General features: G+C 65.8%; 17 protein-coding genes. 7 read left to right on the top strand and 10 right to left on the bottom strand.

Going from position 1 to position 16,805, the window contains the following annotated elements; all coding sequences use genetic code 11:
* Nucleotides 1-318 precede the first annotated feature (318 nt).
* Nucleotides 319-948: an invasion associated locus B family protein gene (locus ACQR1D_RS04250; RefSeq protein WP_315801543.1), complete on the top strand. Its 630-nt coding sequence runs from the start codon at nt 319-321 to the stop codon at nt 946-948.
* 66 nt (nt 949-1,014) lie between these two features.
* Here ACQR1D_RS04250 and ACQR1D_RS04245 read toward each other — a convergent pair whose 3' ends face one another.
* The gene (locus ACQR1D_RS04245; RefSeq protein ID WP_315801763.1) at nt 1,015-1,515 is read right to left on the bottom strand and encodes a GNAT family N-acetyltransferase; all 501 of its coding nucleotides are present in this window, start codon (nt 1,513-1,515) and stop codon (nt 1,015-1,017) included.
* Nucleotides 1,516-1,599: 84 nt separating this feature from the next.
* Between ACQR1D_RS04245 and tldD the strand changes: the two genes are divergently transcribed.
* The 4 genes from tldD (at nt 1,600) to ACQR1D_RS04225 (ending at nt 4,829) form a co-directional block, all read left to right on the top strand.
* Complete coding sequence (gene tldD, locus ACQR1D_RS04240; protein ID WP_315801544.1) at nt 1,600-3,024, top strand: metalloprotease TldD; 1,425 nt, start codon at nt 1,600-1,602, stop codon at nt 3,022-3,024.
* Nucleotides 3,021-3,827 (top strand): signal peptidase I, encoded by an 807-nt coding sequence (lepB, locus tag ACQR1D_RS04235; protein WP_409997896.1) that lies wholly within the window; start codon nt 3,021-3,023, stop codon nt 3,825-3,827. The genes tldD and lepB overlap by 4 nt, the downstream gene beginning before the upstream one ends.
* Nucleotides 3,828-3,837: 10 nt before the next feature.
* The gene (locus ACQR1D_RS04230) at nt 3,838-4,176 is read left to right on the top strand and encodes an MmcQ/YjbR family DNA-binding protein (RefSeq protein WP_315801545.1); all 339 of its coding nucleotides are present in this window, start codon (nt 3,838-3,840) and stop codon (nt 4,174-4,176) included.
* Between the two features lie 83 nt (nt 4,177-4,259).
* A complete protein-coding gene (locus ACQR1D_RS04225) occupies nt 4,260-4,829 on the top strand; it encodes a nucleotidyltransferase family protein (RefSeq protein ID WP_316218234.1) in 570 nt (189 codons plus the stop codon).
* An 89-nt stretch (nt 4,830-4,918) separates the two neighbouring features.
* Here ACQR1D_RS04225 and ACQR1D_RS04220 read toward each other — a convergent pair whose 3' ends face one another.
* The 5 genes from ACQR1D_RS04220 to ACQR1D_RS04200 form a co-directional block, all read right to left on the bottom strand.
* Nucleotides 4,919-5,635 carry a cytochrome c biogenesis CcdA family protein gene (locus ACQR1D_RS04220; protein ID WP_434838097.1) on the bottom strand — a complete coding sequence of 239 codons (717 nt, stop codon included), beginning with the start codon at nt 5,633-5,635 and terminating at the stop codon, nt 4,919-4,921.
* Nucleotides 5,636-5,641: 6 nt separating this feature from the next.
* Nucleotides 5,642-6,040 carry a thioredoxin family protein gene (locus ACQR1D_RS04215; protein WP_315801547.1) on the bottom strand — a complete coding sequence of 133 codons (399 nt, stop codon included), beginning with the start codon at nt 6,038-6,040 and terminating at the stop codon, nt 5,642-5,644.
* A 132-nt stretch (nt 6,041-6,172) separates the two neighbouring features.
* A complete protein-coding gene (locus ACQR1D_RS04210; protein WP_316182063.1) occupies nt 6,173-6,835 on the bottom strand; it encodes a PAN domain-containing protein in 663 nt (220 codons plus the stop codon).
* 249 nt (nt 6,836-7,084) lie between these two features.
* Nucleotides 7,085-8,455 (bottom strand): glutamate--cysteine ligase, encoded by a 1,371-nt coding sequence (locus ACQR1D_RS04205; protein ID WP_316181954.1) that lies wholly within the window; start codon nt 8,453-8,455, stop codon nt 7,085-7,087.
* Between the two features lie 96 nt (nt 8,456-8,551).
* A complete protein-coding gene (locus ACQR1D_RS04200; protein WP_315801549.1) occupies nt 8,552-9,040 on the bottom strand; it encodes a MarR family winged helix-turn-helix transcriptional regulator in 489 nt (162 codons plus the stop codon).
* Nucleotides 9,041-9,185: 145 nt separating this feature from the next.
* Here ACQR1D_RS04200 and gstA point away from each other — a divergent pair, with 145 nt between their 5' ends.
* A complete protein-coding gene (gene gstA / locus ACQR1D_RS04195; RefSeq protein WP_434838098.1) occupies nt 9,186-9,800 on the top strand; it encodes a glutathione transferase GstA in 615 nt (204 codons plus the stop codon).
* A gap of 190 nt (nt 9,801-9,990) precedes the next feature.
* On the opposite strand, the gene ACQR1D_RS04190 is transcribed toward gstA, so the two are convergent.
* From ACQR1D_RS04190 to ACQR1D_RS04175, 4 genes are all read right to left on the bottom strand, one after another.
* Entirely contained in the window at nt 9,991-12,204 is a 2,214-nt protein-coding gene (locus ACQR1D_RS04190; protein WP_434838099.1) for a 3-hydroxyacyl-CoA dehydrogenase NAD-binding domain-containing protein, read from the bottom strand.
* A 170-nt stretch (nt 12,205-12,374) separates the two neighbouring features.
* Nucleotides 12,375-13,583: an acetyl-CoA C-acetyltransferase gene (locus ACQR1D_RS04185; protein WP_315801552.1), complete on the bottom strand. Its 1,209-nt coding sequence runs from the start codon at nt 13,581-13,583 to the stop codon at nt 12,375-12,377.
* Nucleotides 13,584-13,666: 83 nt separating this feature from the next.
* Nucleotides 13,667-15,457, bottom strand: coding sequence for an acyl-CoA dehydrogenase C-terminal domain-containing protein (locus tag ACQR1D_RS04180; protein ID WP_434838100.1), 1,791 nt, complete (start codon nt 15,455-15,457; stop codon nt 13,667-13,669).
* Nucleotides 15,458-15,586: 129 nt separating this feature from the next.
* Complete coding sequence (locus tag ACQR1D_RS04175; RefSeq protein WP_315717936.1) at nt 15,587-15,985, bottom strand: nuclear transport factor 2 family protein; 399 nt, start codon at nt 15,983-15,985, stop codon at nt 15,587-15,589.
* A 137-nt stretch (nt 15,986-16,122) separates the two neighbouring features.
* On the opposite strand from ACQR1D_RS04175, the gene ACQR1D_RS04170 reads away from it, so the two are divergent.
* On the top strand, nt 16,123-16,710 hold the full coding sequence (locus tag ACQR1D_RS04170) for a PadR family transcriptional regulator (protein ID WP_315801554.1): 588 nt from the start codon (nt 16,123-16,125) through the stop codon (nt 16,708-16,710).
* Nucleotides 16,711-16,805 lie beyond the last annotated feature (95 nt).

Raw genomic sequence — 16,805 nt, 5'->3', positions numbered from 1 at the left:
AATTCTTGATCTATCGCAATGCAGTCTTGCGCCTGATATCGCGCGCCGCGCTGTTCGTCGCGACGAGCGTATTTTCCGGGAGATTGCCGCATGCCGTGATTTCGCGGGCAACGGGCGCTTGACAGGCGTGCGGCGCGATGTAGGCAAACGGGACACGGCCGTTTGCGAGGCTGATTCGGCGAGGCGCAGCGGCAGCGCCCACCAGGGTGCGGCCATTTTGGGTATCGTTTCGTGCCGTACGCCGATGACGCTGTCCTCAAGACGCCATCATTGCCGTATCATGGCGTCGGACGCGCAGATCACCCACAGGAAATTGTCATGGCACCGACCCGGATCAGGGTTTCAACGGACAGGACAGCTGACATGTCGACCCCAGCTGCGAATGACTCGCGCCGTTTGTACCGATTCAGCGCGGTGCGTGCGCGACTCACGCGTGTTGCCGCGATGACCTCCGCCGCAGCGACCGCGGTCGCGATGATCGCTGCGACGGTCGTCGGCGTGCCGCATGCGGCGTGGGCGCAGGGCGCGGTGCGCTCGGTGCATGGCGACTGGCAGATCCGCTGCGACACGCCGCCCGGCGCGCAGGCCGAGCAGTGCGCGCTGATCCAGAGCGTCGTGGCCGAGGACCGCTCCAATGCCGGCCTCACCGTGATCATGCTGAAGACCGCCGACCAGAAGAGCCGGCTGATGCGTGTGGTGGCGCCGCTCGGCGTGCTGCTGCCGTCCGGCCTCGGACTGAAGCTCGACAACCAGGACGTCGGCCGCGCCGGCTTCGTGCGCTGTCTGCCCAATGGCTGCGTCGCCGAGGTGGTGCTGGAGGACAAGCTGCTCGGCCAGCTCAAGACGGCGAAGACCGCGACCTTCATCATCTTCGAGACGCCGGAGGAAGGCATCGGCTTCCCGCTGAGCCTCAACGGCCTCGCCGAGGGCTTCGACAAGCTGCCCTGACGTCGGCTGCGATTGACGGGATTCGCACGATGCCGTGATCGGGCCGTGAGACGGTGTGACGCGATCTCAGCGTGGTGCGTCGAGCGCCAGCGCCATCACCAGCAGGGTCTTGTCGAACCCGTCATCGCCGGGCTCCCGCGGCTGCACCGCCTTGAGCAGGAATCCGGCCTGCTGGTACAGCCTGATGGCGTTGGTGTTGCTGCGGTAAACGGTGAGCTCGACGCGCGAGAAGCCGGCCACCCGCGCCGCCTCGAGCGCCGCCGCCATCAGTCGTCGGCCCAGGCCCTGGTGCCGGAACTGCGGCATTAGGCCCATGCCGAGCACCCCGATCCGGGCATCGATTGGCCCTGATTTGGGCGTCACATCGCACCAGCCCACCACCTCCCCGGCCGAGAGAGCGACGAATTGCGGATATCCCTCGTGGATGTTGTTCAGAATGAAGGCGCGCGTCGACTCGAGCGGCGGCGCCTGCACGAACGACAGATAGCGCCGTTCGCGCGCGACGTAATCGAGCGTGCGGTGGAAGCTCTCGATGTGAGCGGACGTGATGGGAACGATCTCAACCATGTCAGTTCGGTAATCATCCAGCCCCTCGCGCCCCGGCGTCAAAACAACTATCTTGGAATGAACGCTCCGACAACGGATTGACACATGACTGCTCCCACCACCTCCCTGCTCGAGCGCGCCAACCTGGACCGTGATGCGGTCCGGAGCGAGGTCGGGCGTGGCCTGGCCGGCGCCGATGACGGCGAATTGTTCTTCGAATACAGCCAGACCGAGGCACTGACCTTCGACAATGGCCGGCTGAAGCAGGCGACCTACGACACCAGCCAGGGTTTTGGCCTGCGCGCGGTGAAGGACGATGCAGTCGGCTATGCCCATTCCTCCGACGTCTCGCTGCCGGCCCTGATGCGCGCGGCCGATGCCGTCAGCGCCGTGCGCGGCGGCTATTCCGGCACGTTCGCGAGCGCGCCGCCGCACACCAACGTCCGGCTCTATGGCGACGACAATCCGCTGGACGCCCCGGGGTTCGAAAGCAAGGTCAAGCTGCTCGGCGAGATCGACGCGTATTTGCGCGACAAGGATCCGCGCGTGCGCCAGGTGACCGTGAGCCTCGGCGCGACCTGGCAGGTCGTGGAGATCCTGCGTCCCGACGGCGAGAGCTATCGCGACATCCGCCCGCTGGTGCGCGTCAATGTTTCCGTCGTCGCCGGCCAGGGTGACCGCCAGGAGAGCGGCAGCAAGGGCTATGGCGGCCGCGAGGCCTATGCCCGCTTCATCGAGACCAAGGCGTGGCGCGAGGCCGCCGACGGCGCACTGCGCGAGGCGCTGGTCAACCTCGAATCCGTGCCCGCCCCCGCCGGCGAGATGGACGTCGTGCTCGGCGCCGGCTGGCCCGGCGTGATGCTGCACGAGGCGGTCGGCCACGGCCTCGAGGGCGACTTCAACCGCAAGAAGACCTCCGCCTTCGCCGGGCTGCTGGGCAAGCCGGTCGCCGCCAAGGGCGTCACCGTGGTCGATGACGGCACCATGGCCTCGCGCCGCGGCTCGCTGTCGATCGACGACGAGGGCACGCCGACCAGCCGCACCGTGCTGATCGAGGACGGCATCCTGGTCGGCTACATGCAGGACCGCCAGAACGCCCGGCTGATGAACATGGCGCCGACCGGCAACGGCCGCCGCCAGGGCTACGCACACGTGCCGATGCCGCGCATGACCAACACCTACATGCTGGCCGGCGAGCGCGATCCTGCCGAGATCATCGCCTCCGTCAAGAACGGCATTTACGCCGTCAATTTCGGCGGCGGCCAGGTCGACATCACCTCGGGCAAATATGTCTTCCAGTGCACCGAGGCCTACAGGATCGAGAACGGCAAGGTCGGCGCGCCGGTGAAGGGCGCGATGCTGATCGGCAACGGTCCGACCGACCTCAACCGCATCAGCATGATCGGCAACGATCTGTCGCTGGACACCGGCATCGGCACCTGCGGCAAGAACGGCCAGGGCGTGCCGGTCGGCGTCGGCCAGCCGACGCTTCGCATGGATCGCATTACGGTCGGAGGCACGGGCCGATGAGCCTTGAGAAGATGTCCACGGACAAGACCAGCACCAAGGCCCCGCGCACGGGCGCCGTCCGCAAGGAAAGCACCTGGGGCGGCCAGCTCGCGCAGCTCGTCGCGGTCGTCATGGTGGTGTTCGTCGCCAAGGGCGCGATCGCCGAGCCGTTCTACGTGCCGTCGGGCTCGATGGAGCCGACCCTGATGATCGGCGACGCCCTGCTCGCCTCCAAATTCCCCTACGGCTACGGCACCTCGTCGCTGCCGATGCAGATCACGCTGCCGGAGACCGGCCGCCTGTTCGGCGAGACGCCGAAGCGCGGCGACGTCGTCGTGTTCCGCTGGCCGGGCGACACCTCGCAGGCCTGGGTCAAGCGCGTCGTCGGCCTGCCCGGCGACCGCATCCAGATGCGCCAGGGTCAGCTCTACATCAACGGCCAGGCGGCCGCGCTGAAGCCGGACGGCATCGGCGATGCCGAGGACGACACCGGCCGCAACGATCCGGCCTATCGCTACGTCGAGACGCTGCCGAACGGCGTATCGCACCTGATCTTCAAGATGCGCGACAACGGCCGTCTCGACAACACGCCGGAGGTGACGGTGCCGCCCGGCAAGCTGTTCGTGCTCGGCGATAACCGCGACAACTCCGCCGACAGCCGCGTGGCCTTGCGCGATGGCGGCGTCGGCCTGCTGCCGATCGACAATCTCGTCGGCCGCGCCGATGCCGTGGTCGGCTCCTGGGACCTTGGCTACAAGAACCAGCCGGTCTGGGCCTGGCTGTCCGGCTTCCGGCTGGATCGCTTCTTCACCGCGGTGCGTTGAACGAACGCCGATGACCTTCGACGATGTCAGGGCGCTCGCGCTGGCATGGCCGGAGGTCGAGGACGGCACGTCCTATGGGACGTCAGCGCTGAAGGTGCGCAAGAAGATGCTGGCGCGCCTGAAGGAGGACGGGGACAGTCTCGTCCTTCCGGGCGTGCCGCCGGACGAACGCGCGATGCTGGTGGAAAGCCGGCCGAAGCTGTTCTATTTCACTGATCACTACCGCGATTATCCAATCGTGCTGCTGCGGCTGTCCGAGGCGAGAGCCGCTGACGTCGCGCCGCTGCTGCGGCGGCAGTGGCGGGCACTGGCGTCCCGGAAAGCCGTCGCCGCGTTCGATCGCGGTTGAGCGCTCGGCTTTTTCCCGCATCCGGTGCGGTGGGTGCAGCAAGGTCCGCATGATCGGATGCCATTTGCATGCTATCCACGGGCATGACCGAAGAGGACTTCGTCGCGTCAGCGCTCCGCAATCCCGTCAACACGGCGATCCTGGATATGCTGCGCGTGACGACGCTGCCTGATGCGTGGATCGTCGCCGGCTGCCTGACCCAGACGGTCTGGAACGTGCGCACCGGCCGCCCGGTCGATCACGGCATCAACGACTACGATATCTTCTACTTCGATCCCGACACGTCGTGGGATGCCGAGGATGCCGTGATCCGGCGCATGGCATCCTGTCTCGATCGGGTCGATGCCAAAGTCGAAGTCCGCAATCAGGCGCGCGTGCATCTCTGGTATCCGACCAAGCACGGCCGGCCCTACCCTGCCGTGACACGGTCCACCGACGGCATCGATCGCTTCCTCACCGTGAACACGCAGGTCGGCATCCGACCGGCTTCTGGCGGCTACGAGCTCTATGCCCCCAAGGGCCTCGACGACATCGCCCAGATGATCGTGCGTCCGAACTATACGGCCAATTTCTCGGTGACGAACTACACGGCCAAGGCGGCGCGCTGGAAGGCACTGTGGCCGGAGATCACGGTGATCGCTCCTGAGGAATGATCCACGCGGATAGCAACAGCATTCCGGGGCGCGCGGAGCCTCGCCCCGGAATGACACTGAGTTGTGGGTCCGCCTATGCAGCTCGGGCGTTAGATCGACGTCGTCAGCTCCGTCAGCCACGCCGGCGAGACGGCGACCAGCCACGCCTCGAGCTGCTTGTCGACGCCGCTGAGGATCGCGACCGCGACGACGACGAAGGCCGCCCCCATCAGCATCTTGCCGAGCTTGCCGGCCGACAGCAACCGCGCGCGCAGGCGTACCATGGTCGTTCGCGACAGCACCCCGAGCACGACCAGCGGCAGGCCGGCGCCGAGGCCGAAGGCCAGCATGGTCAGGCTCACCATCACGAGGTCGCGTCCCTGCGAGGCCAGCAGCGACGCCGCGCCCAAGGTCGGACCGACACAGGGCGACCACACCGCGCCGAGCAGCAGCCCGATCATGAACTGGCCGCCGGCGCCCGACGTTGCGAAGCCCTGGGAATGCCGGTCGGCCCAGCGCTGCACCGGTCCACCTGCGACGGCGAGTTGCGCCTGCCAGGACGGCACCAGCAGCACGACGCCGATCGCCAGCATGATGATCGCTGCGACAAGACGGAACGCGCCGGCATCGAGGCCGATGGAGTTGCCCGCGAGGGCGATGAACAGGCCGATACCGGTGAAGGACAGCGCAAGGCCGGCCGCGAGCGCCAGCGCACCGCGCGGATGCGCGGAGGCCGCCGCGCCGAGCACGATCGGCACCAGCGGCAGCACGCAGGGCGACAGGATCGAGAGCAGGCCGGCCACGAAGGCCAGCAGCAGCGCGAGCATGATGCGCTACAGGCTCTTGTCGAGCAGGGCCGCGATCGAGGCTTCCTTGGTGTCGCCGACCGAACGTCCGGTCTCGGTCGTTCCCTTGAAGGTGATCAGGGTCGACTGCATCTGCGCGCCGAACGCTTTCACCACCGGCTTCATGTCGTCGAAGTCGACGCGGAAAATCTTGAGGTCCTTGAATTTGGGTTCTGCCGCGAGCTTGTCGATGATCGGCTTCTGCGCCTTGCAGGTCGGGCACCATCCGGCATGGATCTCGATCAGGATCGGCTGCCCAGCCGCTTGAGCAGCCTTGAAGGCGGCGTCCGAATAGGCGGTCTCGATGGCGGAGGCCGCCTTCAGCCCCGCGAAAGCAAACGTGGCAGCGACTGCTGCGGTGACGAAGAACCTGCGCGAAAACGTCATGACACACCCGATCTCTGCGTTGCGACAGGCAGCCGGCGGCGAAAGCCGTCCGGTGCCGTCGTTCAATACGCAGGAGACGGATGCAATGTTACCCGACGATGCAGAAAATCTGCGGGCCGGACGTTTGCCAGGTCAGCGAACGACGCCCGACGTGAAGCCCGCCTTGCGCCGCGGCGGCTTGATTTCCTTCTTCAGGAAGCAATGCGCCTCCTTGCCGGCATAGCCGGGTCGGGCGAAGGTCCAGGCGCGGCACTTGTTGTCGCCGGTGCAGGCGGCCTTGCAGATCTCCTCGGCGTCGGCGGCCTTTTCTTCCTTCTTGTCCGCCGCCTTGTCGCCGCTGCTCTTGTCGCCCTTGTCGGCGGCCTTCTCGGCCTTGTCGCCGCCCTTCAGATCAGTGGTCTTGATGTCGAAGCTGCGGTAGTCGCCGCCGGGACGGTCGATCGACGTCTCGACCGCATCGTTGCGGATCTCGACGACACCAGCGCCGCGCACGCCGGAAACGCAGCAATTGTCCGGCACCCGCGACGGCACGCTGTTCTTCAGCCAGCACACCGCACCCGCTTCCATCACGGTCGGATAACTGAAGCTCCAGGCGCGGCAGCGCCGGTCGTGCTCGCACAGCAGCGCGCAATCGGCCGGGTCGCCGGAGGCGATCGGCGCGCTCATGTAGTCGCCGCCGGGGCGATCGGAATAGGTCTGGGCTGAAGCCGGCGTCAGGCAGGCAGCCACGAACAGGCACGCCAGTGCCCTCAGCCATGCCCCGATGAAGCGCCCCACGCGCCGCCGCTGAACCATCCGACCCATTGTTAATGTTCGAGTTTTCTTGCGAGTTTTTAGGCAGTCATTTGATCGCCACGAACCTGTATGGCGGATGAACGGCCCGGACCGGGGGAGCTGCGGAAGGCAAAGCAGCGGCGCCCAGGCGCTGAATCGAACCTGAGACACAAATCGCAACAGAGAACAGGGGACCCGAGCCGCCGACCGCCTCAACGTGGAACAGGCGACGCAGCGAACCTGCGACGGCTGCAGGGACGGCCGTTCCGATCAGAACGCATATTCGTCGTAGGCCGGCTCGACCGAGCCGCCCCACGGGCCGTCGAACTTCTCCAGCATCTCCTCCGCCGGCGAGCGGCCGCAATCGATGATCTGATCGAGCGGCTCGAGATAGCGGCTCTCGTCGCGGCCATTCTGATCGACGCGGTTGCGGCGGCGCAGGCCGTGATGGGCGAGCGTCAGGCACTCCTTCGCCACCTCGAATACGTAGCGATTGCGGATGCGCGTCTTGAAGCCGAGGCGCGGCACGTCGTCGCGCAGGTTCTGGCGCTCGAACGCGGTCCAGTCCTTGACGAGGTCCCAGGCCGCATCGAGGCTGACATCGTCGTAGAGCAGGCCGACCCAGAACGCCGGCAGCGCCGGCAGCCGGCCCCATGGCACACCGTCGGCACCGCGCATTTCCAGGTAGCGCTTCAGACGCACCTCGGGGAAGATCGTCGAGAGGTGATTGGCCCAATCCGACAGCGTCGGCCGCTCGCCCGGCATCGCTGGGTTCTTGCCTGCGAAGAAGTCGCGGAACGAGGTGCCGGAGACGTCGATATAGGTCTCCTCGCGTTTCACGAAATACATCGGAACATCGAGCGCGTAGTCGACCCAGCGCTCGAAGCCCATACCGTCCTCGAACGCCCACGGGATCATGCCCGAGCGCTGATTGTCGGTGTCGCGCCAGATCTCGGAACGGAACGACAGGAAGCCGTTCGGCTTGCCCTCGGTGAACGGCGAATTGGCGAACAGCGCGGTTGCGATCGGCTGCAACGCCACCGAGACCCTGAGCTTCTTGACCATGTCGGCTTCGGAGGAGAAGTCGAGATTGGTCTGCACGGTGCAGGTCCGGTACATCATGTCCAACCCGTAGCTGCCGACCTTCGGCATGTAGCTGGTCATGATCTTGTAGCGGCCCTTGGGCATCATCGGAATTTCGGCGCGCGACCAGGACGGCGTCATGCCCAGGCCGAGAAAGCCGATGCCGAGCGGGGTCGCGATCTCGCGCACCTGCGCCAGATGCGCCATCAGCTCCGCATGCGTCTGGTGCACGGTCTCGACCGGCGCGCCGGACAGCTCGAACTGGCCGCCGGGCTCCAGCGAGATGGCGCCGCCGCCGGTGACGTCATAGAGCCCGATGATGTTGCCGCGCTCCATGATCGGCTCCCAGCCGAGCAAGAGCTTCATGCCTTCGAGCAGCGCGCCGATGCCGCGCGCACCCTCGTAGGGGACCGGGCGGTGACCGTCGAGCGTGAACGGCGTCTTCTCGTGCTCGGTGCCGATGCGGAAGGCGGACGGCGGCTTCACGCCGGCGGCCAGCCAGGCCACGAGCTCGTCGCGCGACTGCAGCGGGGTCATATCGATCTGGTCACGCGCCATGGGAGTCTCGGTTCAGAAGCGCTTCGAGGGTCGCGCGTGGTGACAGGAAGGGCCGCGGACCCCAGGGGGCCGCGGATGTGAATGGGAACGGATGCTTCATCGGATCGCTGCGCCCTCTCCGGCCGCCAACGGAGCGGCCTGACCACAGGAGCAGCCGAGGCGATCCAGCAGCATGCAGAGCTTTGCGGCGTCGGTATCCGACAGCTTGGAGCCGACATGCTTCTCGATCGCGGCCGAATAGGCCGACCACATCCGCTTCTGCAGCTCGCGCCCGGCCTCGGTGATCTCGACGAACTGGCCGCGCTTGTCCATCTTGCATTCGCGCCGGACGACCAGACCTTCGTCGACCAGACGGTCGATCAGCCGGGAGGTGGAATATTGCGGGATCAGCATCTGCCGCTCCAGCTCGACCGGACGCAGCTCGCCGGAGGGCGCGCGCGACAGTTCGAGAAGCGCATCATACCATGCGAGCGGCGGGAACCCGGCCTTCTTCAGCTCCTGCTCGACGCAGTCCAGCACCCGGCTCTGGACCCGCATCAGGCGGATCCAGGCGGCGGTCGCCTCGGTCGATGGTTTGCGTTTCATGGGCCGGCTCGTATCCTCAGATGCGCAGTCTAGCGCATTCGATGCAGCTGCATCAATCTTGACTATTCCATGCATCTGCATCTAAAGGCGGATGTGGCGCCCCGACCGGTTCCACGAAGAAAAGGTCTCACGGAGGGAATACAAGATGAAGCTTTATTATTCACCCGGCGCCTGCTCGCTCTCGCCCCATATCGCCCTGCTCGAGGCCGGCCTGCCCTTTGATCTGGTCAAGGTCGATCTGCGCGCCAAGACCCTGGAAAATGGCGACGATTATCTCAAGGTCAATCCGAAGGGCCAGGTGCCGGCCCTGGGGCTGCCGAGCGGCGAAATCGTGACCGAGGGACCGGTCATCGTCCAGATGATCGCCGACCAGGCCAAGGACAAGGGATTGGCGCCGGCGCGCGACAGCGGCGAGCGCTACAAGCTGCTGGAGTGGCTGAACTTCATCACCTCCGAGCTGCACAAGAACTTCGGCCCGATGTTCTCTCCCGTGCTCGCCGACGAGGCCAAGGCGTTCTTCAAGGACCGGGTGATGGGCAAGTTCAAGTACATCGACGGCCAGCTCGCCGGCCGCGACTACCTGATGGGCAGCCAGTTCACGGTGGCCGACGGCTATCTGTTCACCATCCTGACCTGGGCCGACCGGATGAAGTTCGACCTGTCGGCGATGCCGAATCTCGTGGCCTACAAGAACCGCGTCGCGGCCCGCCCCAAGGTGCAGGAAGCGCTGACCAAGGAAGGGCTGATGAAGGCGGGGTGAGTTCGCTGTTGAAAGAGCTCTCTGCTGCCACCCGGGCAGTAGGTTCTCTCCCCCCTTGTGGGGGAGAGATAGAGAGGGGGGTAGCCACGGACACCGTCGCCTGTGGCTACCCCCCTCCCTAACCCTCCCCCACAAGGGGGGAGGGAACGGAGATCGGGCGAGGCCGGCTCCGTGCTAACTCACAACAGGACTAAGCCGCCACCTTCTTCGGCGGGAAGCGGCCGTAGAAGGTTTCGCCCTTGGCGGCCATCTCCTCCAGGAGCTTCGGCGGCGCGAAGCGCGAGCCGTACTTCGCCGTGAAGGTGTGGCACAGCTCGACGAACTTCTTGGTGCCCATGAAGTCGATGTAGGACAGCGTGCCGCCGGTGAACGGCGCGAAGCCGAAGCCGAGGATCGAGCCGACATCGGCCTCGCGCACGTCGGTGATGACGTGGTCCTCGACCGTGCGCGCGGCTTCGACCGCCTGCACCACCAGGAAGCGCTGCTTCAGCTCCTCGACATCCAGCGTATCCGGATCGAGATGCTTCGGCTGCAGCTTGGCCAGATCCGGCCACAGGCTCTTCTGACCCTTGCCCTTCTCGGGATAGTCATAGAAGCCCTTGGCGTTCTTGCGGCCGAAGCGGCCCTGCTTCTCGACCAGCTCGACCATCAGCTTCTTGTGGTCCTGGTTGATCGCGTTGGGGCCGAGATCGTGCTCGGTCGCCTTCATGATCTTCAGGCCGAGATCGAGCGCGACCTCGTCCGACAGCGACAGCGGGCCGACCGGCATGCCGGCCATCTTGGCCGCGTTCTCGATCATCGCCGGCGGCACGCCTTCGAGGAACATCTCGTTGCCCTCGGCGATGTAGCGCATCACGCAGCGGTTGGCGAAGAAGCCGCGGGAGTCGTTGACGACGATCGGGGTTTTGCCGATGGTGCGGACATAGTCCAGCGCGGTCGCCAGCGCGACGTCGCCGGTGGCCTTGCCCATGATGATCTCGACCAGCATCATCTTCTCGACCGGCGAGAAGAAGTGGATGCCGATGAAGCGGCCCTGGTCCTTGAACTCCTCGGCCAGCGAGGTGATCGGCAAAGTCGAGGTGTTCGACGCGAAGATCGCGCCGTCCTTCAGGTGCTGTTGCGCCTTGGCATAGGTCTCGGCCTTGACCTTGCGGTCCTCGAACACGGCCTCGATGACGAGATCGCAATCCTTCAGCGCGGCGTAGTCGGCGGTGGCGGTGATGCGGCCCATGATCGCCTCGGCCTCGCCCGGCTTGGCGCGGCCTTTCTTGACCAGGCCATCGATCACGCTCTGCGCGTGGGCCTTGCCCTTGTCGGCGCTCTCCTGGTCGCGGTCGATCAGCACCACCTCGAGGCCGCCGCGCGCCGAGACGTAGCCGACGCTGGCGCCCATGAAGCCGGCGCCGATCACGGCGATCTTCTTCAGCTTGGTCGCCGGCACGTCCACGGGGCGGCGCGCGCCCTTGTTGAGCTCCTGCATCGACAGGAACAGGCTGCGGATCATCGCAGCCGCTTCCTTCGAGCGCAGGATCTTGGTGAAGTAGCGCGATTCGACGCGCAGCGCGGCATCGATCGGCAGCTGCAGACCTTCATAGACGCAGCTCATGATGGCGCGCGCGGCCGGATAGTTGTCGTAGGTCTCGCGGCGATAGATGGCGTTGCCGGCCGGGAACATCATCATGCCGTTCTTGGAGAACACCGGGCCGCCGGGCAGCTTGAAGCCCTTCTCGTCCCACGGCTGCACGGCCTTGCCGCCACCCTTGATCCAGTCCTTCGCGGCCTTGATGAGGTCCGCCGCCGGAACGATGGCGTCGACCAGCTTCAAGGCCTTGGCCTTGTCGAGCGTCAGCGCCTCGCCCTTCAACAGCAGGTTCATCGCGTCCTGCGGCTGCACGATGCGCGGTACGCGCTGGGTGCCGCCGGCGCCCGGGAACAGGCCGACCTTGATCTCGGGCAGGCCGAGCCGGGTCTTCGGATTCTCGGCCGCGACACGGTAGTGGCACGACAGGGTGATCTCGAAGCCGCCGCCGAGCGCAAGGCCGTTGATCGCGGCGACCCACGGCTTGCCCGAGGTCTCCATCGAGCGGTTGATCTGCGAGAAGCGCCGGCTGGTGTCGAACAGCATCTGGTTGGCGGCTTCCTCACCCTTGCTCTTCAGCACATCCGCATAGATGCGGTTCATGCCTTCGAGCATGGACAGATCGGCGCCGGCGCAGAACGCCTCCTTGGCCGAGGTGATGACGACGCCCTTGATGGCGGCGTCGGCGGTGGTCTGCTTGACGATGGCCTCGAGCTCGTTGGTCGAGGTCTCGTCCAGCACGTTCATCGAACGGCCCGGAATGTCCCAGGTGATCAGCGCAATGCCGTCGGCATCGGTTTCGAGCTTGAAGTTCTTGAAGGCCATATGGTGCTCCCAGATACGAAAGGGGCGCGCTAGTACAGCATCAGCCCCAGGGGAATTCTTCTCCCCTCCCCCTTGCGGGGAGGGGTCGGGGGTGGGGGTTTTCACGGGCAGTGGAGCGCGTGGCACCCCCCTCCCCGACCCTCCCCCGCAAGGGGGGAGGGAGCCCACCGTCACACCCGCTCGATGATGGTCGCGGTGCCCATGCCGCCGCCGATGCACAGCGTCACCAGCGCGGTCGCCTTGCCGGTGCGCTCGAGCTCGTCGAGCACGGTGCCGAGGATCATCGCGCCAGTGGCGCCCAGCGGATGGCCGAGCGCGATGGCGCCGCCATTGACGTTGATCTTGTCCTTGTCGATCTCGAACGCCTGCATGTAACGCAGCACGACCGAGGCGAAGGCTTCGTTGAGCTCGAACAGATCGATGTCAGATTTCTTCATGCCCGAGCGCTCGAACAGCTTCTCGGTAACGTCGACCGGGCCCGTCAGCATCATCGCGGGCTCCGAGCCGATATTGGCGAATGCGCGGATTTTCGCGCGCGGCTTCATGCCGTACTTCGCGCCTGCCTCCTTGCTGCCGAGCAGCACCGCACCGGCGCCGTCGACGATGCCCGAGGAGTTGCCGGCGTGATGCACGTAGTTGACGCGCTCGATCTCCGGATGCGACTGGATCGCCACTGCGTCGAAGCCGCCCATCTGCGCCATCTGCACGAACGACGGCTGCAACTGCGCCAGCGACTGCATCGTCGTCGACGGACGCATATGCTCGTCCTTGGCGAGGATGGTCAGGCCGTTGATGTCCTTGACCGGCACGACCGACTTGTCGAAGCGGCCTTCCTCCCAGGATTTCGCGGCGCGCTGCTGGCTCTGGACCGCATAGGCGTCGACGTCGTCGCGCGAGAAGCCGTATTTGGTCGCGATCAGGTCCGCCGAGACGCCCTGCGGCATGAAGTAGGCGGGCACCGCCATCGACGGATCCATCGGCCAGGCACCGCCGGAAGCACCGATGCCGACGCGGCTCATCGATTCCGCACCGCCGCCGATGACCAGCTCATGCTGGCCGCTCATGATCTGCGCCGCGGCGAAGTTCACGGCGTCAAGGCCGGAGGCGCAGAAGCGGCTGATCTGAATGCCCGGAACGGCATCGCCGAGACCCGCATTCAGCGCGGCGAAGCGCGCGATGTCGGAGCCGGCCTCGCCGACCGGATCGACCACGCCGAGCACGACGTCGTCGACCGCGTCCTCAGGGATGTTGTTGCGGTCCTTCAGCGCCTTCAGCGGCACGGTGGCGAGCGCGAGCGCGGTCACCTCATGCAGGCTGCCGTCGGCCTTGCCGCGGCCGCGGGGAGTCCGTACGTGGTCGTAGATAAAGGCCTCAGGCATCACGCCCTCCTCATCTGGTCAGATTTGTTGTTGGCATTGACGACGGAGCCGGCGCGCGGCGCGCACCGGCTCTCGTCTGATCCTCAGAAGGCTTCCGCCGGCAGTTCCATCACGGTCGCACAGCCGGCCTGGAGGCGGGCGAGATGCGCCGCCGTTTCGGGCAGCACGCGCTCCATGAAGAAGCGACCCGTCACCAGCTTGGTGGTGAGATAGGTCGAGCCGTCGCCGGCGGCAATCTTGTCCTGCGCCACCTTCGCCATCTTCGCCCACATGTAGCCGAAGGTGACCAGCGCAAAGAGATGCATGTAGTCGGTCGCGGCGGCGCCGGCATTGTCCGGCTTGGTCATCGCGTTCTGCATCAGCCAGGTCGTGGCCTGCTGCAGATGGCCGAGCGCGGTCGACAAGGGAGCTACGAACGGCTTCATCGCGTCATTGCCGCCCTGCTCCTTGGCGAAGGTCCCGACCTCGTTGAAGAACGCCATCACCGCACGGCCGCCGTCGCGCGGCAGCTTGCGGCCGACGAGGTCCAGCGCCTGGATGCCGTTGGCGCCTTCGTAGATCATGGCGATACGCGCATCGCGCACGAACTGCTCCATGCCGTGCTCGGCGATGTAGCCGTGGCCGCCATACATCTGCTGCGCCTGGACGGCGTTGGCGAAGCCCATGTCGGTCATGTAGCCCTTCATGACCGGGGTCATCAGGCCCATGTGGTCGTCGGCGGCCTGGCGGTCCTTCGGGTCAGCCGAGCGGTGCGCGACGTCGCTCTTCAGCGAGGTCCACACCACCATCGCGCGCGCCGCCTCGTTGAAGGCGCGGATCGACAGCAGGGTGCGGCGCACGTCGGGATGCACGATGATCGGATCGGCGGCCTTGTCCGGCGCCTTGGCGCCCGTGAGCGAGCGGCCCTGGATGCGCTCGCGCGCATAGGCGACCGCGTTCTGATAGGCGACCTCGGACTGCGCGAGCCCCTGCACGGCGACGCCGAGCCGGGCCTCGTTCATCATCACGAACATGCCCTGCATGCCCTTGTTCTCTTCGCCGATCAGCCAGCCGGTGGCGTTGTCGTAGTTCATCACACAGGTCGAATTGCCGTGGATGCCCATCTTGTGCTCGATCGAGCCACAGCTGACGCCGTTGCGTGCACCGAGCGAGCCGTCGGCGTTGACCATGAACTTGGGCACCACGAACAGCGACACGCCCTTGATGCCGGCCGGCGCGCCCTCGATGCGGGCAAGCACGAGGTGGATGATGTTGGAGGCCAGATCATGCTCACCGGCGGAGATGAAGATCTTGGTGCCGGTGATCTTGAAGCTGCCGTCGGCCTGGCGCACCGCCTTGGTGCGCAAGAGACCGAGATCGGTGCCGCAATGCGGCTCGGTCAGGTTCATGGTGCCGGTCCATTCGCCGGCGACCATCTTCGGCACGTAGGTCTTCTTCTGCTCCTCATTGCCGTGCACGATGAGCGCCGCCGTCGCGCCCATGGTGAGGCCGCCATACATCGAGAAGGCCATGTTGGCGGAGCACTGGAATTCGTTGACGGTCTGGCTGAGCGTCACCGGCAGGCCCTGGCCGCCATATTCGGTCGGTGCCGACAGGCCGAGCCAGCCGCCCTCGACGATCTGCCTGTAGGCGTCCTTGAAGCCCTTCGGCGTTGTCACGCTGCCGTCGTCATGGCGCTTGCAGCCCTCGAGATCGCCCACGCGATTCAGCGGGTGCAGAACCTCTTCGGCGAGCTTGGCGGCTTCGCCGAGGATCGCCTCGCGGACATCGGCCGAGGCATCGGAGAAGCCCGGCAGATTGTCGTAGCGGTCGATCTGGAACACGTCGTTGAGCAGGAAGGTGACATCTTCCACGGGGGCTTTGTAGATCGGCATCGGCGTCTCCGGCAGGAAGGCTGAAGTTTCAGACTGGGATTTCCACGGACGCGGCAGACAATGCAGGCCGCGGACTGTAGCGGGTTTGAGGCACTTGCGGCAGCCGTCACGTTGCGGCCGTCGGTCACGTCACGACGGCTTGCTCATCGCGGCGAGCTGTTCGCCCATCAGGCGGTGCAGCAGGTTGATCGCCTTGAGCGGGCGCACCATGACCTTGAAATGGGTGATCAGACCGGCGTCGTCGAAGCTGATGATGTCGACGCCGTTGAGCTTGATGCCTTCGATCTCGTTCTCGAATTCGAGCACGGCGCCCGTGGCGTTACGCCACTCCCCGACATACTTGAATCCGGGACCGCCCAGGACTTTCTCGGCACTTGCGAGATATTTGAAGGTGATGTCGCGGCCACGCTGCGGCGTATGCACGACGGGACTTTCGAACACGGCGTCCGGGTGCAGCAGCTCCCGCAAAGCGCCGAGATCGTGAGACCTCATATAGCCGTACCATCCATCGAGGCCGGTCATTGTCATTGGGCGTCTCCTCGGGGCGGAACAGGCCAGCACCACAACCACCCCATATGCACATTGACGCATATGCGCCAGTGTGCATAATGTCAAGCGTGGAGCGGGATAGAACACGATCAGAAAGACGGGAGCAGTTTCCGGCCATGGCCCTCGGCGACGCCATCCTCGCCTGCCTTACCGAACATCCGATGACGGGCTACGAGCTCGCCAAGACGTTCGACTCCTCGATCGGCTTCTTCTGGAAGACGGACCACCAGCAGATCTACCGCGAGCTGTCGCGGCTGCGCGACCGCGGCTACATCCAAGGTCGCGAGGTGGTGCAGACCGGCAAGCCCAACAAGCTGGTCTACACGTTGACCCCCGAGGGCCGCGCGGCGTTCCGCAGCTGGGCGGCGCGGCCGAGCACACCGGCCTCGACGAAGGACGATCTTCTCGTCCGGCTCTATGCGCTGGGCGCCGCCGACATCGGGCCGATCCGGGCCGACCTGATGGCGCGGCTGGAACATCATCGCGACCGCGCCGAGCGCTACGACCGCATCCTCAAGAAGCATTACGCTGATGGCAGCGTCGCCCCTGCCGATATGGGCAAGCTTCTCAACCTGCGGCTCGGACTGCGCCACGAGCGCATGGTGGCGGAATGGTGCGAAGAGGCGATCACCGCGCTGTCGACGATATCCGGCGCGAGCAGCGTGCGGCCGCTCGATCCATCATCACGCGAAAATGCCGGCTGATACGCGCCGTTTGACAGCGCAAAACTTCTGACCGCGCCGGCGGTAAACTTAACGCGTTATTTACCGTAAAAGTCAAAAGTCGGGACCTGGAGCAG

This window comes from Bradyrhizobium sp. HKCCYLRH2047 (genome assembly GCF_051168175.1).
GTDB lineage: Bacteria > Pseudomonadota > Alphaproteobacteria > Rhizobiales > Xanthobacteraceae > Bradyrhizobium.
Note: the sequence above shows the minus strand (reverse complement) of the source record. Positions and strands in the feature narration are given on the sequence as shown.